Genomic DNA, 22,404 nt, shown 5'->3' on the forward strand with positions numbered 1-22,404 from the left:
TAACACCCGTGATGAAGGTAAAAGGAAGCGGGACCCGATTGGTGCGGCTGCCCCGTGAATAAAATAAGGGCCCCTTCCCGTCCGAGACGGGAGGAACCCTTAATATAGATGGGGAGGATATTTAATGCATGATTATTTTACTTCAATAGAAGTAACGATATTGTTCTCCAGCTCCAGCTCAACTTGCTGGCCCGGATCCAGAGATATTGCTCCACCTTCAATTTTCACATCCGGGGAAACATTGAACTCAAAGGGTTGTGAGACTCCGTTAACTTCCTTCGTGATAGAGATCGTCGCGATTTTTCCTTGGGAATTATGCGTGAACTTGATAAACTTGCCTGCTTCCGTCGTAAAACCGGCCTGTTCAGCGGTTTTGGTCACCTCGATGAACACGACCTTGTTCTGATACGTGCGGACAAGCACCTCATCGCCGGCTTTAAGCGCCGATACCGGAGCTTTCACATTGTTGCGGAAAATGAATACGTTCGGGTCAAGCGCAACGGAAACCTCGGACTTGTCCGATTTCACGACAACGATGGAGCCGTTTGCAGGATCCGCCTTCAGCTTGCCCGTAATCGCCTGAGCGTCATGATCCGGCATTTCCTCATCCGTACGGTCCAGAATCGCTGCCAATTCGGCGCGTGTAACCGGTTGGTTAGGACGGAACGTCTTGTCGCTGTATCCGGTAATAATCCCTTTCTCGAGCGCGACCGCTACATAGCCTACAGCACCCGCAGGGATCTTGTCCGCATCTTTGAAGCTCAGCTCCGTATTCATCTTCGCTTTCGCTTCAGCTTCAAGACCGAGCGCTTTCACCAGCAGCGTTGCCGCATATAGGCGCGTCGCCGGCTTCTCGGCTTGCAGCACGGAATCGGTCTCTGAGAACAGATCCTTCTCAAGCGCGACAGCGACATAACCTACTGCCCAAGGATACTTGCGCTTCAGCTGATCGGCATCTTTAAAGTTCAGCTTTGTGGCCATTTCCTCAGCCGACTCCGCCTGCTCTTTGAAGCCCATCAAACGAACGGCCGACACAATCGTTTCGATGCGCGTTATTTTCTGATGAGGCTTGAACGTACCGTCGTCATAACCGTTAAACACGCCTTTGGAAGCAAGACGGATAACGTGCTCGAGAGCCCACTTCAGCTCTTTCTCGTCTTTGAAATGCAGATGGATGTCGATATCGTCTTTCTTGCCATTCTGCTTCTTTTTCTCGGATTGCTTCTTATCCTCATGCTTCCAATCGTCATCATGCCCTTTGCCTTTTCCGTCTGCAAACGCGCTTGATGCACCGCCTGCAAGTGTAAGTAACGCCATCGATGTAATCGCCGCTTTTTTCATGAATGTCTTACTCATGGTGCTGCCACTCTCCTCTACGATAGCGGTCCGTGCCGCTTATTTTTGCTTTCGCCCATAACCTTCGGCAGCCCATTGCCGGTTTAGGGGGGTGACCCGCAAAAAAGAAAAAAGGACAGCGTCGTCGCCGTCCTCATTCGGATTAACCGATATAGCTGCCAATAGCTTGGCATTACTAGCCTTATTCAGACATTTAGGCCTGCAGGATTCACCCTACGATTTCTGTTCCCCGTCTTGTCCATCGCGCTTGGCCTTCAGCCATTTCGGCGCCCCTTTATCCTTCTTCTCCCGCTGGAGCTGGCGTGCCGACTTCGCTGGTGCAGCCGGCCTGGATTTGGACAACCCGGCAGGCGCCGGCTTCGTTCCGGCCGTTCTTCCCCGAGGGGAAGCGGCCGTCTGATTGCCAGGGCTTTCCACACCGGCATCGCTGCGGCGGCCATCGACATGCAAAGCGCCTTCGCCTCTGTAAGCGGCAGCCGAGCTCCCATTGTTCGGGGTTTTCTTCCCCGCCGAAGATGAATTTTTCTCACGGCCTCCGTTTCTTGATTGCAGCCGGGAGGCTTGAAGCTCCTCCGGAGCCCATAGCTGTCCGCGGAACATCTCCCTCTCGCGCAGGTCGATCCCCAGCTGCTTGTTGAACTTCTCCATGATGAACAGCTGCTGCGGCGTTACGATGGACACGACTGTGCCGGGTTTGCCCATGCGCCCGGTGCGGCCCGACCGGTGTACGTAATGATCGGCATCCACTGCCGGATCCAGATGAACGACAAGCGGCAAGTCTGCGATATCCAACCCGCGCGCAGCGACATCCGTTGCCAATAACAGCTGACAGCGTCCTTCGCGGAAACGGGTCAGCGTAGCTGCCCTTCTTTGCTTGTCCGCATCGCCGTATAACGTCTCCACGGTAAAGCCCTCATAACCGAACTTGGCCTCATAATTGGCGATTTCATCGGTCTCGTTGATGAACAGAAGCGCAGACGCAGGGTTCAGGAGACGAATAAGCCGTCTCGCAGTATCCACTTTGTCGCGCTTATCGCAGACCAGATAGTAGTGTTCCACCTGGCTGGGTATGTTCTGGTCCGCAGCAACCTCGACGACTTGCGGATTCCGCATCCAACGATGCTCCACTTCCTCCATCGGCTTCGGTCTGGTTGCCGAGAAGAACGCGATTTGCCGATCGCGGACCATCCCTTTCAGCAGCGTCTCGACCTCCTTGGTCGATCCGAGACTAAAGACCTGGTCGGCTTCATCGACGATAAGCAGACGAATTTGATGTAATTTTAATTTGCCGGAGGCGGCAATTTCGTGTATGCGTCCGGGCGTACCGACAATCAGATGCGGACGCTGCTTCAGCTTCTCCACCTGCCGATGGACCGAAGCGCCTCCAATTAGCTGCTGGACACGGACACCGACCGGTTCACCGTAAATTTCGGCGACCCGCATAATCTGCATGGCCAGCTCCTGCGTTGGTGCCAGAATCATCACCTGCAGTCCTGGGCTAGATGTATCTATGCTCTGCAGAGCCGGCAGCAAATAAGCCAGCGTCTTGCCTGTGCCGGTTTGCGACCTTGCCGATACGTCATGTCCGCCGATCAGCGCAGGTATTGCGGCTGCCTGGACAGGCGTCGGATGAACGATTTCATTCGAATACAGCTTATTTGCCAATTCGGGACGTAAGCCGTAAGATTCCCAAGTTTCATTCATTTCGTAAAGCTCCTCATTTCATCATTCCGTGGTTTACTTGCGATTCAGGAAGCGTCCTGCCACTTTATCAGCCAGACGCGGCGCCATACTATACAGCCGGATACCGATTCCAGCCGACCATGGAAGATCAACCTCCGGCGTCTGCCGTTCGATAACGCGGACGATCGCTTCCGCCACCTTATCCGGCTTCAGCATATAACTCCGAACGTTCTTCGCATAATTTCCTTCCGGGTCGGCCGCATGCAGAAAGGGTGTATCAATCGGTCCCGGATTGACCGCCGAAACCGCGATGCCGAGCGGCTTTAATTCGGTTCGCAGCGCATTGGTCAGTCCGAGCACCGCATGCTTCGTCGCCGCATAGCCCGATGCCTTGGCTGTGCTGAGCTTGCCGGCCATGGAAGCGACATTGACGATATGTCCGCCCCCTTGATGGCGCATAATGGGCAGCACCATCTTCGTACAGCGGACAATCCCCATATAATTCGTATCCATCATGTCTGCAAAATGCTCCAGCGGCGCATCCTCGAATGCTTCGAACAGACCATATCCCGCATTATTAAGCAGAACGTCAATCCGTCCAAAGTCGTAAGCCGCGCGCGCGATTACATTAGACACTTCATCCTGGTCCCGGACATCCAGCTTGTAGCAGCCGAATGCCCCCTTCAGGGAAGCGGCCGTATCTTTCAGTTTCATTTCATTGCGGCCCGTTATAATCGGAATCGCGCCTCGATCAGCCAGCTGTCTTGCCGTCTCCGCTCCGATACCGCTAGCCGCGCCGGTTATAAATATAATTTTCCCTTGCAGCACCTGCATCACCTGTACTTTAGTTTACTTCAACCGGAAGCATTAGGCAAAGATAGGCAATGTCGTCCAACGCAGGCCGGACTTGACGTGCATGCCAAGAGCCTGTCCAGGGCTAGTCAATCGGGCCTATGGACGGCAGATGAGCCCCCGGTTCCAGCGAACCGCGTCCAATCACCGGCATCCAGCGCTCGAACGGGCGCTATCGCAGCTATAATGCAAAAAAAAGCTCCCCGCGGGAGCTTTATTGATGTTACGATGCTACTAGAACTTGAATATCCAACTCGCCGATTCCATCCATAATTAACGGGATCGTAAGGGCTCTCTTGGCTTCGAATCCCGCCGATTGGGCCGAATGAAGAACCTTAGGCGGCGTAATATCCACCCGAACTCCTTGATTGAAGAGGATCGTGCTCGCATTGCCGCTGATCATATTGCCCAGCTCTGATATCGCGCTCTTGCCCATCTCGTCGATTTCGGAAATTACGAAGCCGCCCATCATGGCCGATATCATCTTGATCGCTACCTCTTCGCTGAGACCAAATACAATGTCTCCGTTCATTTGGCCGTTAAGGCCAATCTGAATCCAAATATAATTCTCAACGAACTTCACGTCTTTAAGGCCCAACTGCCCGGTAGACGGCCGAATTTGAACAACTTGTTCGATGACAATTTTTGCGGATTCCAGGAATGGATTAATGTACTCGGCCTTCATCCTATGGTAACGCCCCTTCTCGACTCAATTCGTGTTACACCGTCAATCTTCTTTTGTATTATACTAGATTTTCTAGGACAAGTATACTATTCCTTGTATAGAATGTAGAAAAAACTCTAATTATGTCGAACGAAAGTCCTAAGGAGGAGAAAGAATGCCAAACATATGGACCCATTTCATATTTGGTCAGAAAGTACTGCAATCGCTCGGCGAAGATGCATTCCTCGCGGATGATTCACATAGGCGTTTGTTCAATATGGGCTGTCAAGGGCCCGATTTTCTGTTCTATCGTCATTTTCTTCCCTGGCAGCGTGACAAGACCATGAACAAGCTGGGAAGCGAGATGCACAATCGCCATTGCGGGCACGTTATGATGGATTTGCTGGACGCTGTTTGCGGACGCTCCGCCTCTTCATCGGCGCCGGACCGGGCGGTCGTCTATACGCTTGGATTTCTGCTTCATCATATATTGGACCGGAATATGCACCCCTACGTGTTCAGCCGCTCCGGATTTCGCAAGTGGGATCACCAACGATTCGAAGTGATCATGGATACGCTCATTGCGCGCAAGCTGCTCGGAATCGAGACATGGAGAACGGAAGTATGGCGGGAAATCAATATAAAAGCCGAGAAGCTGCCGGAGACGGTCGTCGATGCGTTCGAGCAGGTGACCGCCGTCTACTATGACGATCTTGCACCCGCTGTCCGGCGGGAAGATTGGGATGCGTCCATCCGCGATATGATTCATGCACAGCGGCTGTTTCACGACCCGACCGGCATTCGGCGCAAGCTGACCTTTGGGCAGATCGAGCCGCTTGTCTACAAACGCGAGCTCCCTCCTCTTGATATATTGAATGAAGCCGAACTGCCTTGGCTTGACCCGGTAGACGGCAAACAAGCAAAGACGGACAGCGTATGGACGTTATGGGATGCCGCTATGGAAGACGGAATCCGTACCGTTACCGCTGTTCTGAAATGGCTCAGAGAGGAGGAGCAGCCTGACTCCTCCTCTAGTTCCGAAAAATTCTCGCAGCGGGCGACTTCACTACGGGAGGCTGCTGCCCTTGAGATCGGCAACCTCTCCTATGAGACCGGCCTGCCCTGCGATAGCGGAGCCGCCATCCGATATGAAGATCCAATCTGGCCGGATCGGGTAAGCAGCCAAATATCGAGCAGATAGACCGAATGAATGAATGGACGGCCAGCCGTTGTCCACCGAAACGAAGGCGCCCATCTCATTCATAATGAAGAATGTGGCTACACCGCATCGGGTCTTGCCCGGCGGTAACGCAGACGGATAAGACGCAGGCGGTCGTAGAGCATATCAAGCGGCTTTCCTTGAACGGATTCTTCCCCATAAACGTTAAAAAGCACAGGCTTCAAGTACTTGTCGCCGATGGTTGCGAGGGCATCCCACACAAGCTGCTGCTCCGCTTCCGGCATCTGCTCAAGCTCAAGCTTAATGAGCGGCTCCATATCATAGCCTTCCGTATCGAGCCGCTCGATCCGCTCCATCAAATCGCGGCGCGGAAGCTCGAGCTCGGCCTGCAGCTGCTCCAGCGACTTCCCTTCCGAAATAGCGCTAAGCAGCTGTCTCTTCTCTCGATGCCTGTCCATCTGCGACTTGTATTTATTCTCTTTCTGTTTATACAGCCACTGCGTATACAGCTTAGGGTCGAGAGCCTCGGCGACCCAATCAAGCGGAAACGGTCTCGGCTGCTCGAAGGCATTCGTCACCTTAAGCAAGTCCTCCCCGTAGTTCGCCTGCTTCGCTTCGCCCCAGCCCGGTATTTGCTCTAGCTCTTCCAGCGTGTGGGGAACGTATGCGCTAATCATCCACAAGATACGGTTCGTTGCCACCAAATAAGCCGACTTCTTATCGGCCACCGCCCTGGATCTGCGCCAGTCCCTAAGCGCATCGAACAGCGCCGCATTCGAGTTCATCTCGCCGAAGCATTGCATCATGGAATACGTGCTGCCTGAGCCGGCGGACGCCCTGCGTTCGTCGAGTGCGCCGTCAATGATGGGCGAATAGCCTTCGCCCATCTTCACTGCAGCTCCGTGCCGAAACGCGGCCAGCATCTCCTCCCACGAGCCGCCTTCAAACCAGACGGATTGCTCTTGGCTTCCCGTCTCGCTTACTTCCGTCCAGACGACAGACCATACCCCCTCGTACTCGCCAATAGACTGCTGCCCTTGCTGAGCCGCATGTCCCTCCGTCACTTTCTCGAATGTGTTCAAAAATACAACCTGCATCCTGACACCTCCAAATTTGTCGTTGCTCATATCGACCGACTGAACGAGAGGCTGAGGTTCGTACTACAAGCACAAAAAAAGCACCCCTTAAGCCGTTACCGGCATTAAGAGGTGCTTCCTCAACGTTCAATAATTCGATTGCTCACATCATAGCATAGGAATAGACCCATGACAAGGGGAACAAATCGTCAGGAGTAGACCTATATAACAGGTTGCCCAACTCTGCGGGCAAGTGCTATGATACTTGGCAAAAGCGTATATGCAGTCGGCTCTTATTTGTCATCGTACGCGTATGCTTTCTTAACGATTTATACACTTAGGAGGATATATATGCAGCTGCCGGATTATGATTTCATGTCGGATACGACAGAAGATACGACGACCCGGTTCGTCACCTTCATTACACCGGGGATGACGCGCTTCGATCTTGCGGTTACGTCGACCCACCGGTTCTATGGCAAGAAGCTGGTTACGGATCTTCAGAGCGGACGGACCGCCATTATCGGGCCGGACGATCTCGAAGAGGAAGGTTATTTGGAATATACGTTCAAGCTTACTGAAGAAGAAGCCATGGAGCTGGGACAATTTCTGACCTTCGTTGTCGGTACGGTGAATTTTACCGATTGATCGGGGCACACTGAAACGGTAAACCAATACCGTTTGCAGGAGGGACAACGATGAACGGATTTATCCCCGAAAACCGTCAGCCTTACACGGACCTGTCAACAGTCGAATCGCAGCGCAACGATCTCACGGCCGAAGAATTTCCGGAAGGGGCTTACGGCTCCGATCTTCAATCAGAGAAGATCGGCAAGAGCAAGCCGTGGCGGATCGATCAGAGATCTCCCAATCCTTTCGGTTACGAAAACCGCGGGCTGCATGCCGGACTGGAACGCGGTTATCCCGGCGACAGCGGTTACGGTAACGCAATTCCGGATGCGCTGGACGAACCGTAATTGTTCACCTGTGAAATCAAAGAACCGTCATGGATCCTCATTCGAGGTCCTGACGGTTCTTTGATGACTATGCTACCACTTCAGCTGTTCACCGAACAACAGCGCATTGCTCAGCTGCCGGCCGGGCGCCGTTACCGTTTTCCCTTTGAACCATAAGCCGGATGAAGCTCCTCCATCCAGATTCATCGCTTGATGGGCGCCCAGACCGACCATCAGCTGCGCCCACTGTTTCATTGTCGCGCCCGATACGGTCGCGAGCATGATCGAGCCGTCCTTGCGAAGCGCGATGCCGCTCCTTGCGCCGGCACCTGTCAATATCTTCGCATCCCTAAAGCCCTCCGCTGCCGCGTTCAACGCAACCTTGCCGTCTTTAACCAGCCTTGGACCCGCCCCGATTGCGGTATGCACTTGGCTCCAATCAACCGGATTCCCCGCCAGATCGGTCATCTTCAGTTTGTAGGATACGGTTGATCCCACTTGAAACTTGGCTGCCTGTCCCTGCTCCTTGCCTTGAAAGACAAGCACGAAGCCGTCCTTCGGAATTGCGGCATTCTCACCCGAGGCTATACGCGTGACGACGCCTTTGGAGACAATAACCGCTCTGCTTGCAGCAAATCCGAGCCGTTCTCCCCGCTTCGGCGTGAATAATGTGGCAGCTGTCGCTCCCGGAGCAGGCGTCCGATTCATGAAATAGGCATACCAGCCTGAACTGCCCGTTTTTCCTTCCGTCCTTCCGTCCACCAGGAGGCGGATATTGTCCATCAGAACGCTGCCGTCCCACTGGAACCCGACTGCAGTGCCGGTATTGCCGATATGTTCCGCCATTCCGTCGCTAATGACGGTGCCATAGGGATCCGGCGGACCGCCGTAAGCCTCGAAGAATGTCCCGTTAATCGCGACATCCGCACGATATGCCGCAGCAATCGAGGCCAGCGGGGCAGTCGCACCGACTCTCCGCTCAGCCAAGCCTGCCGTGACAGGCATTCCCTTCGGAATGGTCACCGTTCGAACGGTGAACGTCTTCCCCGATACCGTCAGCTTCCTGTCCGATAGAGCCGGCAGGAAAGCCCGCTTAACCGGTTTATAGGCCGTAACGTTAACCGGCAGCTTGAGCTGCCCGCTGTAGCCTTCGGAGACGACCGTAACCGTCAGGACCGTCGATCCGGCATTCACCGACATGAGGACGCCATGCGCGTTCACTTTCGCCACTGCCGCATTGCCGACTTGATAGGCAAGGGTGACGGGCGCCGACAGGGTCAATTTATTCCCAAGCGGAATTCGCGTTCCGAGAGGCAATTCAATCGACGCCAACGGATACGCAAGCTTGACCGCCGTATCCTTAGCGGCACCGGCTGCTTCGGCCGAGGCAGCGTATCCCTTATCAAATAAAACGCAGGAGCCTGTCAATCCGGCTGTTGCGAGCCATGCGGCCAAAACGCTTGCCGCCAGGCAGGCCGTTCGCGCTTTCCACTTCATTGATGCGCATCTCCATTCCAATCGTAATCATGCTTATACCGATATATTTTCGGTATTTCGCCCTGCAATGTGAAGAGCGGCCAAAGAATGGATGCAGCCTACGCTGAAAATGGAAATCGCATGCGAGTAACCTCTCCAAACGACATGCCATAAGAATAAAAGGGTTCGCTCGGCGGCGAAGGCCGTTTAATTCTTAGTCAGGCTCCTTGCTCCGGCCGCCATCGATCGGACTCGCCGAATCAGTCGAGTCCTCCGGGGGGCTTATGATGACCCGTTTCCCGTCGAATTCGAGCACGGCTTTGCCGGCGACATTCATTTCATCCAAGTACGTCTTAGGGATTTGCAGCCGGCCTGCACGGTCGATGACGACAAATTCTTCATGCCGCGCACCGAATCTTGAACCGGGAGCCGCTGCTGTCGCCGTTGATTCTTCATCATCCTCTAAATTCGCAAGAGCGGTGTCCATGTCCCGCTTGACCCACTCCGTGCTTGTCAACCCGTCCCGGATCGCAACAACGCGGTCGACTTTGTCCGCGACGGAGAGATCATGCGTAACAATGACGATCGTCACGCCCATCTCCCGGTTAAGACGACGGAAGATATCCAGGATTTGTTCTCCCGTCGAGCTGTCTACCGATCCGGTCGGCTCATCGGCGAGAATAAGAGACGGGCGGTTGGAGAGCGCGATCGCAATGGCGACTCGCTGCTGCTCGCCGCCGCTAAGCTGCGTCAGCCGGCTGCCCATCCGATGCTCCAAACCAACCGCGGCAAGCAGCTGTTTGGCATAGACCCGGTCTGCTTTTCCCATTATGAGCATCGGCAGCTCTACGTTCTGAGTCGCGGTGAGGTAGGGCACTAAATTACGGGCGTTATTTTGCCAGATGAAACCTACGGTTTTCCGTTTATATTCGATCAGATGCTCCTTGGACATCTTGAGTAAATTCCACGGTCCGACGACCGCTTGGCCGGCAGACGGCCGATCAAGACCGCCAAGAATATTGAGCAGGGTAGATTTGCCGCTCCCGCTGTTGCCGATGATCGCCATCATCTCGCCTTGTTCAACGGTCATATTCAAGCCTTGAAGCGCAACGACCTCAATATCGTCGGTTTTATAAATTTTCACCAGACCTTCGCAATGGATCATCCAGTGCCTCAACCTCCTCTTTCACATGGTGCTATCGTTCTTCGCCAAGCTTAACGGCCTGCGAAATGCGCAGACGCCGAAGCTGCAGGATGAGCAGGCAGGCGCCGGCGGCGAGCATAACGCCGATGGCCGCGTACAGCTTCAGCGTATCCTCCGCCTCGAACACAATGCGAAACGGCGGCACCTGCCTCGTCCCTTCCAGCGTTCCGTCCTGCAGGAACGGCAGAAACAAACGGCTCGCCATCGTGCCGAGCCCCATTCCCGCTGCGACCGACAGGCCTGTCGTGAACAGCTGTTCGAGCAGCAGCATCCGGGTTAATTGGCCGCGGGAGAGTCCCATAGCTCTCAAGATGCCGAACTGGACAACCCGGCGCGACAAGGTGAAGAACCAGAAAATCAAATAACCCAGCAGGGAAACAAGCAACGATATGAGAAACCCGAGACTCAGAATGCCGAAGACGCCGCCTTGTGCCGGATGATTGCGCCGCTCGATCAGCTCGCCGCGGGCATCTTCCGCTTGAGCGACTTCAATGCCGCGCCCCGCCAGTGTCTCCAATACGGGCGCTAGCTTCGCGCCGTCTTTCATCTTCAACCATACTTCATACGGAATCTTCTCCATCTGCTGATACAGATAGTCCAGATTGACCACGAAGAAAGGCGACTCGTCCGGGTATTGGCTCGGCCAATAGGGCACAATTCCAACGACTACTAATTCCACCGCCGCTTTGTCATAACCAATCGTTAATCGGAGCGGGTCGCCTTCCTTCAAGCCATATTGCTGCGCGAATCCGGCAGAGATCAGGACGGCTTGCTCCGCTTGTCCAAGCGCATTCAGATACTCATAGGGGTGATACGGATACAGATCCTTGCGAAACCAGGCCGCCTTGGCGAATTCGGCATTGTCGATACCGACGACCTGCCCATTGCCGGCTTGCTTGCCGCCGACCTCCGCTTTTCCCGTCGCCTTCAAGACCCGGGCAGCCGCCTCTACCCCACTTAATTGCGAGTAGGCTTGGAAGGAAGGTTCGGTATAATAGATTTTGTTCTCATCATTCTCATCTTGAACGCCTTCCCAGGCCGCCTTCAGAACAACGTCGCTGCCATATTGATAATTCGTGCGGTCCGATGCATTCACATCCATCGTTCGTGCAGCCGATGAATTATAGACGCCAAGCCCGATCGTAAGAATCAATAAAATCATGAGCGGGTAAAAAGTGGCGGCCGACCTGGACAGCTGCGTCAACGTAATATACAGCGTTACCGGCATACGATTCTTCATGAACGCATTCCAGACACGGAGCATCAGCGGAAACAACCGGAGGCATAGCAATGCCGCGGCGAACAGGAACAACGCCGGGAAGACGAAGATGACCGGTTGAATTTGCGCTGTTCCCCCACTTTGGGCAACCGACGAGATTTGGCCGGTATCCAGCAGATACCATCCGGCTGCGACGGCAACCAACAGAGCGACATCCACATACATTCGCTGCCAAAGCGGAGATCCTCCGCTTCTCGCACGCCGCTGGGTATGCTTGACGATCGACGCTTCGGCATAGGCGCGAATTGGCGCCGTCGTGGCGATCACAGCGAGCAGAGCTGCGGTGCCTCCGAACAACCAGACCGCTTTATTCCACCCGACCGGAATCGATTTGCGGCCGACGAAGGAGAGGAATCCGCTGGAGGATCCGATCATTTTGGCCATCAACCAGGCCAGAACAAGACCGATCAGCAGAGCGGCTCCACCAAGCAGCGCGGCTTCGATCATATAGAGCCATGTGATCTGCCTCGGACTGGCACCCCGGCTATGCAGCACCGAGATATCGCTTCTCTGGCGATCCAGCGCTTGCTTCGCGTTAAGGGTGATGAAATACAGCACCATCGCGAGCACCGGTGCAGCAAGGGCGAACAGCATTGCCTGCAGCAGGACGCTCTGGCGATTGAATTCATGCAGCATATCGATAAACGTCAAATTGACCTTCGTATTCTCCAGCATACGGTGCAGATTGATCTCGAGCCGCTGCAGCTCCCCAGTGAGAGGGCCAAGATCGCTGATTCGAATGTCTCCTAAATCGAATGCGTAGAACCATTCAGCCGAATCCAATACCAGTTGCTTTTCCCGGAGCAACGTATCGGTCATCGACTTGTGGCTGACGAGCAAGGTATCGGCCAATTTATCTTTTCCGTTGATCGCCCAGTTCAGATCCGTCTCGTCTTTTAATTTATACGTGCCGGTAATACGCACGGTCAGCCTATTGCTCTGCCCGTCCGCATTCTTGGCGTCATAGTAGAACGTATCGCCGATCCTCCAGCCGTACCGGGCCAGCGTCTCGTTCAGCACAAGAACTTCGATGGCTTCTCCTTGATTACTATCCCGGGGCAGCTTCCCTTCCGTCAGTTCGATCCGATCCGTCATGCCGCTCTGCGCGGCGAGCTCCATGCGAACTAAACGGCTCGAAGCGCTGCCTGCGCCTGTTTGCGCAGATCGTACCGTTGAAGCGGGGAGGCTGAGACGGTTTGAGAAGGCTTCAGCCGGAAATCCGATACGTCCGGGGAGTTCCCCGGTGATCCAGCGGTCCGCCTCTCCCAGCCCGTCCAAGTCGGTGCCTTCCATCCCTCCCGATTGATATTTGATATAGAGAGATGCTGCAGGCAGTCCTTTCGTCTCTTCCTGAAGAGACTTCGCAACAAGCCGCTTCAACGTGCCGTCGGCATACATCGGTATGCTCATCGCGAACGCCGCCGCCACAGTCAAACCAAGCAGCGTTGTGAGCGTAAACCAGCGGTTTTGCCACATTTTCAGGAGAAGATAGACGATGATCCGCATTATTTCCCCACGACCTTCTGGCCTTCCTTAAGCCCTTTAATGATTTCCACATCCGTGACCGTTTGTACGCCGATTTCTACGTCCACCTCGCCCTTGCTGCCATCGGCATTGGATACAAGCACGTAATGGCGGCCATTCTGCTTCCGAAGGGCTGCGCTTGGAATATACAACGCATTCTCCTGTCGTTCGATGATGACGGAAGCGGATAACGGCGTACCGTGCTGGACGCTCTCGGGCAGCTTCTTCAGATCGATCAGGGCATATGAATCTAACGAGTCTTCCTCCTGCTGGCTTCCGCTTACAGGCAGTCTTCTTACCTTTCCCATATGGTCGCCGGCCGTGTTGATCCCGACTACCGTTTCCATCCCCGGGGCAATATGCTTTAGATCGCCCGAGCTGAATTGGACCGCAACGACGAGAGCGTCCATATCCGCGATTTGGCCGACCTTCTCGTACGACTTCGTCATATCGCCTTTCTCGGCTGTAAAACTGACAATCGTACCGTCATAGGGAGCCGTCAATTTCGAATCGGCGAGCGCACTTTGCAATTCAGCCAGTTCTTCCTTCTGCAATTTGTATTCGAGCTCTTGCTTGCGGAGCAGAATTTCATTGTCTCCGGACGCTTCTCGCAGCAATTCCTTCAAATCCAGCCCGGTCTTCTCCAGCTCGATCTCTTTACGAAGGATTTGATTTTTCATATTGCCCGTATCGAGCTCGGCCAGCACCTGACCCTTCTTCACCTTGTCCCCGGCCTTCACGTAAACATCCGTAATTCGTTGATTGTCTTCCGTAAAATAGAGAATCTCCTCCCGCTCGGACATCAGCTTGCCGGATCCGCTCACTTTCAGCTCAAGGGTTCCGCGCTTAACCGAATATTCCGGCTTCTGCGATATCTTCGGGATTTGAATCGCAGGCAGCTTCTCCAATTCTTCCTCCTGCGGAAGCAGGGAACAGCCTGCGAGGATGGATATGCTCGCCGCCGCAGCCAGCAGCCGGCATGCCGATCCCATCCTTCTATTCCGTAACGATGCGGCCATCGGCCATTTGATAGACAACATCTGCCGCCCCCCATAAAGTAGAATCATGTGTGGTCATGCAGATCGCAATTCCTTCTGCCTCCACGATATCCCGAAATATCGCGATAATATGCGACGCCATGTGCGAATCAAGCTCTGCCGTCGGCTCGTCTGCCAGCAGGAGCAGAGGCCGGTGAGCGATCGCTTTGGCAATCGCCACACGCTGCTGTTCGCCGCCTGACAGCTCGAACGGGCGATGGTGTATCCGCTTCGTCAAGCCCACCAATTCCAGACACCGGGCCACCCTGTCCTTCCATTGTGTCCGTGAAATACCTGCCATCCGCAAGCTAAGCTCAACATTCTCCCAGGCTGTTAGCAGCGGCATCAGGGCGAAGGTTTGGAAGATATACCCGATCTCCTGCCGCCGCATGACAGTCAGCCGTCTGTCACTCCATTGATGGATCGCGCGATTCTTAAACATCACTTCACCCGCCGATGGCCGGTCGAGACCTCCCATCAAGTTAAGGAGCGTTGTCTTCCCTGAGCCTGAACGTCCCCGGAGCATCGTAAGGGCGCCGGATGCAACCGACATCTCGATCCCTCTCAATACATCGACCCGCTGACCGCCGGTCCAGAAGCTTCTGTGCACGTTTCGCACTTCATGGCATGGCATCTCCGTCCTCTCAGCCATTACTCTTGTCCCGCTTCCACTTTCGCTTTAGTCAGGAGATCCTGCCCCCCAGTTTGGATCGCCTTAAGGGCATCGTCCACGGTTTGCGCTCCTTCCACCGCCTTTTTGATCTGGCCGGATGCCAGCTCGGCGAATGAATCGGTGAATCCTTCGGGCAGCGTCCGGAGCAGAAGCTGCGTATTGGCTTGCAGCGCATAGAAAGCGTCGATGTTTTTCCCCTCTTCCGTTTTCTTGAATGCGGTTCGCGACGATAACGAAGGGGATGACTTCGAGCCTGTCTTGGCCAGCTGCTCTCCATTGGCGTACTTCACGAACTCCCACGCGGCGGGCAAGCTCTCGGAGGACGCGTTGATCGAGAACACGCTGTCCAGGCTTAGACTCCCCGCAACGTCAGGCTGGGAAGGATCGACAGGAAGCGTTACGACATCCCAATTAATCTCTTTGAATGGGCTCTCAAGCGTCTTCATCGCGGAGCTGGAGCCGCTATCCGCCTTGACCGCGCCTTGCGCGCCCATCTTCGTATTCATGCCCAGGAGGTTCATAATCATCGGTCCGTCGATAGTCATCGCAGCCTGACCGGACATGAAGCGCATCGAGTCTCCGCCGATTCGAATCGTTCCTTTGCCTCCCATGCTGCGCATCATGACGGCTCCTCCCATGTTTCCGCTGTCGGCTGCCGGCATCGAGATGCTGCCCGATTTATAACCGTCGATGACCGACTGGAAGATCGCCTTCCACTCCGGCGATTCGATGGACACGGTTCCGGCATCCGCATCCGCATAGATCAGCCCTTTCGCTTCGCCGATCGTGCGGATCAGCTCGAACGGATCCACTGTCTGGGAGGACTGGAACAAGCCGAACAAGGCATCGTCTCCGTCTTTCTTGACGGGGAAGCGCTCAGCCAGCTGCATGACCTCATCCCAGCTCATGCCGTCCGTAGGATAAGGAATGCCGTATTGGTCGAACAAATCTTTGTTATAATAGAGCACTTGACTGGAGAAGCTCGGACTCAGCCCGTATAACTTGCCCCCTCCCCGTGCTTTGAGCAGCTCGATGACGGAAGGCTGGAAGCTGTCCAGGTCGAACTGATCCTGTTTGACGACGGCGTCCAGATCATATAATAGTCCCTTCTTTGCAAACTCGGCATACTGCTCTTCCGTTAAATACAGCGCATCCGGCTGTTGTTCCTTGAGAAGCTTTTCCATTTCGGATACCGGGTCCTCAGCATTGAATACGGATTCGGTCGAGACAACTTCCAGCTGGATATTGGGATACATCGCCTGAAATGCATTGCCATACTGCATAAAGAAGGCTTCTTCGTTAAAATAGGCAACCTTCAGCGATCCCTTGTCCTCCCTGTCCAAGCCGCTTATTTCCGCTCCCTCTTTGCCTCCTTGCGTCGTACATGCCGACATGACAGCCGCGAATACGAAGGCGCATGTCAGCAGCCCTACGTTCCTCATCCAATTCTTCCTCACTCGATCACCCTCCGGGTTAATAGATTCATCCCAAGTATGGTGGCGATTCTTTAGAAATCGGTTAGAGAAGCTGAACGTTTGCTTAAAATACAGTAAGCGGAGCATAAAAAAGACAGTCAAGGATGGAGACCCTTAACTGTCCTGTCTGATAGAGGTAGCTGCCGCATTATAGCGGCAATGAAATATAAACACGGGTTCCGATCAGCGGCTTGCTTTCTAGCCGAATCCGGCCTCCATGCCGCTCCACGATCCATTTGGCGATGGCAAGGCCCAATCCGGTTCCGCCTTCCTGCCGCGTCCGGGCCTTGTCGCCGCGGTAGAACCGGTCGAAGACATGCGGCAAATCGTCGGGCGCGATACCGACTCCGGTATCCTCCACCTCGAGCTGTACAGAGTGGGCCAATTTATTGCAAATAATGCGGACAACGCCGCCTTCCGGCGTATATTTGACCGCATTGTCGAGCACGGTCACAAGCAGCTGGTGCAGTCGCTCCTCATCGGCTTCCATCGGAATAGGCGAGTCGATTTCGGTATGTAGAATAATGTCCTTCACCTCGGCCAGCATCTGCATCTTGTTCACGCTTTCCTGAACAATCCGGTCGAATTGAACCGGCTTGCGCTCCAGCTCAAGCTGGTTCGAATCGGTTCTGGCCAACGTCAGCAGCCCCCCGACCAGCTTGCTCATTCGCCGGGCTTCCTGCAGAACATTGGAAATATGCTTGCTGTCCTGCTCGATCGTATGATCGGGATGCCGCAGCAGAAGCTCCGTGTGCGCCTGGATGACGGCAAGCGGCGTCCGCAGTTCATGGGAGGCGTCCGATACGAACTGCTGCTGCTTCTCCAGCGAGCGGCGGATCGGAATAAGAGAACGATTCGCCAAGTAAAATCCGGCTGCTACCGCGGCAAACAGCCCGATGCTGCCGCCGAACAACAGAATGTTGCGCAGCTGAAGGAGCATGTCAATCTCAGCGGAAACGTTGCTGAGCAGCTGCTGCGTCGTGATCTTATAGGAGGTTCCATCGACGTTCACCGCCGAAATGCCAGGGCTATCTACATTCAGCACCCGGAAATATTGGTTGTTTACCTTTACCGTCTCCGGCGATGACCCGAACCGTTTCGGCAGGAGCTGCTCCAGATGCTCATCGCTAAACTCCCTGCTGCTCAACATCGGAACGATCTGATTATCCTTTGTCCAGAACAACTGGATAATCGGGCGATCCATCTGGTCGACGCGGTAGATGACGCTTTTCATATTGGATGTTCCCGCGGTCGCCGACATGTCAGGAACGGACACGGCCATTTGATCTCTGAAGCGCGTGATGGATAGATCGATTTGGGCGAACAGCATCTTCTTCATAATAAAAAATATGGACAGGTTTAACGTGACCAGAATGACGCACAGAACCGCAGCATTACGGATCGTCAGCTGTACTCGGATACGATTGAACATCAGCTTTTCTCCTTTAACATGTAACCGACTCCGCGAATCGTATGGATAAAACGGTCGCATCCGGAAGGGGCCAATTTCTTGCGCAAATAATGGACATAGACGTCGACGACCCCCAAGCCTGCTTCCGAGTCGATTCCCCATACCCGGTCAAGCAGCTGATTTTTCGTCAGAATCTGCTCCCGATTGAGCAGAAAGTACTCCATCAGCTCATATTCTTTTAATGTAAGCTTCAAAGGCACTCCGTCCGCATAGCCCTCCATGAATGGACACTTTACGGTAAGCTGTCCGTAGTGGAGCTCGCCGTCCGGCGCCCCGAGAGAAAACCGGCGCAGCAATACTCTGATGCGTGCCAGCAGCTCAGGCGTCGCAAACGGCTTGACCAGATAATCGTCTGCGCCGCCGTCCAGCCCCTGCACGCGATCCTCTACGCTGTCGCGCGCCGTAAGCAGCAGGACGGGCATCGATACCCCCTGCGACCTTAGCTCACTCAGAACGGACAAGCCGCTCATGCCGGGAAGCATCACGTCCAGTACGATCAAATCATGGATACGCTGCTGCGCCAAATACAAACCGTCCGGGCCATTGTCCGCCTCATCGACCTGGTACGCTTCTTCCTTAAGCAGCGTCGTCACGGCATCCAGCAGCGGACGGTCATCTTCGATCACTAAAATTCTCAATTGGTCCGCCCCTTTAAGTCAGGCTTATTCGCGTAATCAGCAGACCTATTCTAATTGACGAACCTTAATGAAAGCTTAGAAGCACATGAAACGATCCTGAAGCAGATCAATAATCACGTAATCGTACGCAGCAAAAAAAGGCTTTCTACCGTCAACTGCGTTAACGATAGAAAGCCCCTCTTCTTATAGATCGACGAAATGATTCAGGATTACGTTTCCTCTCTCGAAGCCGCTGCTTCATTCACGGTTAGCGTGAACAGATCGATCTCTTCTTCTATTTCACCTAGCACCTTGACTAAACTGCCGAATTCGAGCTCTTCAAACTTCCTTGCCGCTGCTTCTCGCTGCAGATCCCATAGACATTCTGACAGGCTGCACGCGATAGGCACGTCAAGCCGGATTCGCGCAAGATCGCGCGATAGATGGAGCATATCCAGGTTCGCCGATATCTTGGCCTTCACGCTCTTGGGAAGCTGGTCCAGACATTCCAGGCAGCCCTCTATGGATTTATACTCCAGAAGCAGTTTGAGCGCCGTTTTTTCGCCGATTCCTTTGACGCCCGGATAGTTATCCGCGGTGTCGCCCATGAATCCCTTCATATCGATGACCTGGAGCGGCGTTAACTGCTTCTCGGACAGCAGCGTTTCCAAATCATAGACCGCGTAATTGGACCGGCCTTTCTTCATAATAACGACCTTGACCCGCTCGTTAATGAGCTGCAGCATATCATGATCGCCTGTCAGGATGTAGACATCCGCATCTGTCCCCAGCTGCGCGGATAGGGTTCCTATGCAGTCATCCGCTTCATAGCCCGCTAATCCGACATTGGGCACGCCCATCTCGGTTACGACCTCTTTCACCAGATCGAACTGGGGAATGAGCTCCAGAGGCGCTTCCATGCGATTTTGTTTATACTCCGGATAGCTTTCGTTGCGGAACGTGCTGCTTCCCATATCCCAGCAGCAGATCACATGGGTAGGTTTAAACGTCTCGATGGCATCGAAGAAGTATTGAATGAAGCCGTAAACGGCGTTAGTAGGCAGTCCTGCTTTCGTTTTGCGGATATAACCCGTATAGGATGTTCCATAGAAGGCACGGAACAATAGGGCCATTCCATCCACAATCAGCACCCTACTATCCGGCGGTTGCTTCTCTTTATTCAGTTCAGACACGGGTAATCGCTCCCATTTGTTTTCTCTCATTATAGCATTTTTTCTTTGAACCTCTCATCACTAAAGTGACGAGATTCCTAAGTACGGAAACCTAACGGTTTCTAATGGATTAGGCTATCCCCGTCGTTCCTACGGTTACTGCAATTATGCAGAGAGCAGTCTTTTACCTTCGGCAAGTATATTTTTACTTGCGTTCATATCCCTGTCATGGTGTGCCCCGCAACTTGGGCAGTCCCATTCACGTAAGTTTAGCTGTTTCACATCTTTGTTCTGGTATCCACAGTTTGAGCAGAGCTGGGAAGACGCATAGGTTTTCCCGGTTGCCACTACGGTACGCTTGTACCACTTGGATTTATATTCCAACATGGTTCTGAATTGGTACCACGATACTTCACTGATCGCTTTGGCAAGTTTATGATTCTTCATCATGTTCGATACCTGCAAATCTTCAATCGCAATGATGTCGTGGTTTTTGACAATATGCGTTGATATCTTTTGCAAGTAGTCTGTTCGTGCATGGGCAATTTTCTCGTGAATTCGAGCAACTTTGATTCGTTGTTTGTTCCAATTGGAAGAACCTTTCACACGTCTGGATAAGATACGTTGCTCACGAGCAAGTCTCTGCTCCATCGTCCGCAGGAACTTTGGATTGCCAAACACTTCACCATTGGATAGAATGGCAAAATCTTTTAACCCTAAGTCAATGCCTACTTCTGCACCTGTCTTTGGAAGCGGCTGTATGTCGACTTCTGCTAGTACAGACACGAAAAACGTGCCAGAGGGATTACGTCTGATTGTAGCGTTAACAATTCGTCCCTCCACTTCACGACATTTCGCAAAACGCACAAAACCAAGTTTAGGCAGTTTGATTTTATTCCCACTAATCGCAATGTTACCATTGGTTTGTTTGGTGGTGTACGATTGAACTTTGTTTCGTTTCCCTTTGAATTGTGGCGCAGCGTTCTGTTTCTTGAAGAATCGGGTATAGGCTTCGGCAAGGTTTTTCACCGAAGTCTGGACAGCAATGGAGTCTACATCTCTTAATCAGTCGTATTCTGCCTTTAGTGAAGGTAGCTCGGCAGAACATGCTTTGTACGACAAGCCTTTGCCCGTTTCCCTGTAGGTGTCGTTCCATTTCTTTAAAAAGTGATTGTACACAAATCGAGAACAACCGATTGTTTTGTTGATTCGTGTTTGTTGTTCTTGGCTAGGGTAAATACGGAATTTGTAGGCTTTGTTGACTATCATGTCATTTCACCTCACTTTCTCATTTTGAATGGATTCACGTATTTGGGTTTCTGTGTGCTCGCTAACCGTTGCCACAAAATAAGAAGGATTCCAGAGATCCTGACGTGAGTGTTCTCGGCTTAGCCATAAAATAAGGGGTTGCCTCCCCTGTAAATAATGGATAGGATCTTAACTGGCCCGCTGCGTAATGCCGTCTACTGCCCGCGGATAAACTGGCCGATCCGTCTGGCCGCTTCCATAAGCAGCTTCTCATCCTTCACCAGAGCGATCCGCACGTAGCCTTCGCCCTCCTGACCGAACGCATCGCCTGGAATAACCGCAACGCCCTTGCGAATTAACATTTCCCGGGAAATTCGACGGGAACTCCAACCTTCCGACAGTTCCCATCCCATAACGGGAAGCGGCGCCCAGACAAACATGGTCGCCTTCGGAACCGGAATGTCCCAGCCTTCGGCCTTCAGCGCCTGCAGCAGGATATCCCTCCGCTGCTGGTACAGTGCGGCTACCGGCTCATTCACGCCCCGTATATCCTCATCGAGTGCCGCAATTGCGGCCTCTTGAACAGGGATGAAGATTCCGTAGTCGATATTGGCCTTCAGCTCTCTCAACGCGCTTATAGCATCCCGATTGCCGGCGAGGAAACCGATCCTGCTGCCGGCCATATTGAAGCTCTTGGAGAGCGAATGAAATTCCACTGCAGTCTCCATGGCTCCCTGCACCTGAAGAATGCTCGGCGGTCGGCATCCGTCGAATGCCATCTCCGAATAGGCCAAGTCGTGAACGATCAGCACGCCGTGCCGTTTCGCGACCGCGACCGCTTCTTGGAAGAAGGCGAGATCTGCGACAGCCGATACGGGATTGCTGGGATAGTTCAACAGCATAAATTTCGCTCGCTGCCACACTTCTTCGGGAATCCGGCTAAAGTCAGGCAGGAACCGGTTCTCCGCTTTCAGCGGCATGAAGTATGGCTCTACGTCCGCAACCGCCAAGCCGGCAGCGTAGACCGGGTAGCCCGGATCCGGAATGAGCGCGATATCCCCCGGATTACAGAGCGCTAACGCCAAATGGCCCAGACCATCCTGCGATCCCATAAGCGACAATAACTCCTGCTCCGGATCCACCTGCACGCCAAACCGGCAAGCCAGCCATTCGGCCGCTTTATGAAGAAAAGCCGGGCTCCCTTTCGAGCCCGGGTAAGCATATGAATCCGGCCGCAGCGCCGCTTCGGCAAGCGTTCTGCGAATCGTGTCGGATGGCGGCGCATCCGGGCTTCCGATGCTTAGGTCGATGACCTCCAGCCCGCCCTGGCGCGCTTCCCGCTTCCAATCGTCCACTTCTGCAAAAATAGACGAGCCCAGCCGTCCAAGCCGATCGGCCCGCCATTGTTTCGTCATCACAGTATGAGCCTCCCTGCTTCCAATCCGTTCGTTCCGCCAGCTT

Annotated in this window: 18 protein-coding genes and 2 pseudogenes; 3 read left to right on the plus strand and 17 right to left on the minus strand. The window is 53.7% G+C overall.

Annotation, left to right across the window (positions count from 1 at the left end; genetic code table 11):
• Positions 1–132 precede the first annotated feature (132 nt).
• The 4 genes from L1F29_RS25100 to L1F29_RS25115 form a co-directional block, all read right to left on the minus strand.
• Positions 133–1,356 carry an S-layer homology domain-containing protein gene (locus tag L1F29_RS25100; protein WP_258384765.1) on the minus strand — a complete coding sequence of 408 codons (1,224 nt, stop codon included), beginning with the start codon at positions 1,354–1,356 and terminating at the stop codon, positions 133–135.
• Positions 1,357–1,569: 213 nt separating this feature from the next.
• On the minus strand, positions 1,570–3,060 hold the full coding sequence (locus tag L1F29_RS25105; RefSeq protein WP_258384766.1) for a DEAD/DEAH box helicase: 1,491 nt from the start codon (positions 3,058–3,060) through the stop codon (positions 1,570–1,572).
• 33 nt (positions 3,061–3,093) lie between these two features.
• Positions 3,094–3,873: an SDR family NAD(P)-dependent oxidoreductase gene (locus L1F29_RS25110; protein ID WP_258384767.1), complete on the minus strand. Its 780-nt coding sequence runs from the start codon at positions 3,871–3,873 to the stop codon at positions 3,094–3,096.
• Positions 3,874–4,114: 241 nt separating this feature from the next.
• The gene (locus L1F29_RS25115) at positions 4,115–4,576 is read right to left on the minus strand and encodes a chemotaxis protein CheX (protein WP_258384768.1); all 462 of its coding nucleotides are present in this window, start codon (positions 4,574–4,576) and stop codon (positions 4,115–4,117) included.
• 154 nt (positions 4,577–4,730) lie between these two features.
• On the opposite strand from L1F29_RS25115, the gene L1F29_RS25120 reads away from it, so the two are divergent.
• A complete protein-coding gene (locus L1F29_RS25120) occupies positions 4,731–5,756 on the plus strand; it encodes a zinc dependent phospholipase C family protein (RefSeq protein ID WP_258384769.1) in 1,026 nt (341 codons plus the stop codon).
• A 77-nt stretch (positions 5,757–5,833) separates the two neighbouring features.
• Here the strand turns inward: L1F29_RS25120 and L1F29_RS25125 are convergent, their stop codons facing one another.
• Positions 5,834–6,832 (minus strand): HRDC domain-containing protein, encoded by a 999-nt coding sequence (locus L1F29_RS25125; RefSeq protein ID WP_258384770.1) that lies wholly within the window; start codon positions 6,830–6,832, stop codon positions 5,834–5,836.
• A gap of 330 nt (positions 6,833–7,162) precedes the next feature.
• Here L1F29_RS25125 and L1F29_RS25130 point away from each other — a divergent pair, with 330 nt between their 5' ends.
• Together L1F29_RS25130 and L1F29_RS25135 are read left to right on the plus strand one after the other, a co-directional pair.
• Entirely contained in the window at positions 7,163–7,459 is a 297-nt protein-coding gene (locus L1F29_RS25130; protein ID WP_258384771.1) for a DUF3055 domain-containing protein, read from the plus strand.
• Positions 7,460–7,509: 50 nt separating this feature from the next.
• Positions 7,510–7,788 carry a hypothetical protein gene (locus L1F29_RS25135; RefSeq protein WP_258384772.1) on the plus strand — a complete coding sequence of 93 codons (279 nt, stop codon included), beginning with the start codon at positions 7,510–7,512 and terminating at the stop codon, positions 7,786–7,788.
• 72 nt (positions 7,789–7,860) lie between these two features.
• Here L1F29_RS25135 and L1F29_RS25140 read toward each other — a convergent pair whose 3' ends face one another.
• The 12 genes and pseudogenes from L1F29_RS25140 to L1F29_RS25195 form a co-directional block, all read right to left on the minus strand.
• The gene (locus L1F29_RS25140) at positions 7,861–9,264 is read right to left on the minus strand and encodes a phosphodiester glycosidase family protein (protein ID WP_258384773.1); all 1,404 of its coding nucleotides are present in this window, start codon (positions 9,262–9,264) and stop codon (positions 7,861–7,863) included.
• Positions 9,265–9,457: 193 nt separating this feature from the next.
• Entirely contained in the window at positions 9,458–10,408 is a 951-nt protein-coding gene (locus L1F29_RS25145) for an ABC transporter ATP-binding protein (RefSeq protein ID WP_258384774.1), read from the minus strand.
• A 31-nt stretch (positions 10,409–10,439) separates the two neighbouring features.
• Positions 10,440–13,232: an ABC transporter permease gene (locus tag L1F29_RS25150; RefSeq protein ID WP_258384775.1), complete on the minus strand. Its 2,793-nt coding sequence runs from the start codon at positions 13,230–13,232 to the stop codon at positions 10,440–10,442.
• On the minus strand, positions 13,232–14,290 hold the full coding sequence (locus tag L1F29_RS25155; RefSeq protein WP_258384776.1) for an efflux RND transporter periplasmic adaptor subunit: 1,059 nt from the start codon (positions 14,288–14,290) through the stop codon (positions 13,232–13,234). Before L1F29_RS25155 ends, L1F29_RS25150 begins: the two co-directional genes overlap by 1 nt.
• A complete protein-coding gene (locus tag L1F29_RS25160) occupies positions 14,247–14,939 on the minus strand; it encodes an ABC transporter ATP-binding protein (protein ID WP_258384777.1) in 693 nt (230 codons plus the stop codon). The genes L1F29_RS25155 and L1F29_RS25160 overlap by 44 nt, the downstream gene beginning before the upstream one ends.
• Positions 14,939–16,417 carry an ABC transporter substrate-binding protein gene (locus tag L1F29_RS25165; RefSeq protein WP_258384778.1) on the minus strand — a complete coding sequence of 493 codons (1,479 nt, stop codon included), beginning with the start codon at positions 16,415–16,417 and terminating at the stop codon, positions 14,939–14,941. Before L1F29_RS25165 ends, L1F29_RS25160 begins: the two co-directional genes overlap by 1 nt.
• Positions 16,418–16,583: 166 nt before the next feature.
• The gene (locus tag L1F29_RS25170) at positions 16,584–17,867 is read right to left on the minus strand and encodes a sensor histidine kinase (RefSeq protein WP_258384779.1); all 1,284 of its coding nucleotides are present in this window, start codon (positions 17,865–17,867) and stop codon (positions 16,584–16,586) included.
• Positions 17,867–18,544, minus strand: coding sequence for a response regulator transcription factor (locus L1F29_RS25175; RefSeq protein WP_258384780.1), 678 nt, complete (start codon positions 18,542–18,544; stop codon positions 17,867–17,869). Before L1F29_RS25175 ends, L1F29_RS25170 begins: the two co-directional genes overlap by 1 nt.
• Before the next feature lie 209 nt (positions 18,545–18,753).
• The gene (locus L1F29_RS25180) at positions 18,754–19,656 is read right to left on the minus strand and encodes a 5'-3' exonuclease (protein WP_258389803.1); all 903 of its coding nucleotides are present in this window, start codon (positions 19,654–19,656) and stop codon (positions 18,754–18,756) included.
• 204 nt (positions 19,657–19,860) lie between these two features.
• Positions 19,861–20,964 (minus strand): annotated as a pseudogene (tnpB, locus tag L1F29_RS25185) (IS200/IS605 family element RNA-guided endonuclease TnpB).
• A gap of 6 nt (positions 20,965–20,970) precedes the next feature.
• Positions 20,971–21,063 (minus strand): annotated as a pseudogene (locus L1F29_RS34605) (IS200/IS605 family transposase); the annotation flags it as partial.
• A 95-nt stretch (positions 21,064–21,158) separates the two neighbouring features.
• Positions 21,159–22,358, minus strand: coding sequence for an aminotransferase class I/II-fold pyridoxal phosphate-dependent enzyme (locus L1F29_RS25195; RefSeq protein WP_258389804.1), 1,200 nt, complete (start codon positions 22,356–22,358; stop codon positions 21,159–21,161).
• Between the last annotated feature and the right edge of the window lie 46 nt (positions 22,359–22,404).

The organism is Paenibacillus spongiae (assembly GCF_024734895.1).
In the GTDB taxonomy this organism is placed as follows: Bacteria; Bacillota; Bacilli; order Paenibacillales; family Paenibacillaceae; genus Paenibacillus_Z; species Paenibacillus_Z spongiae.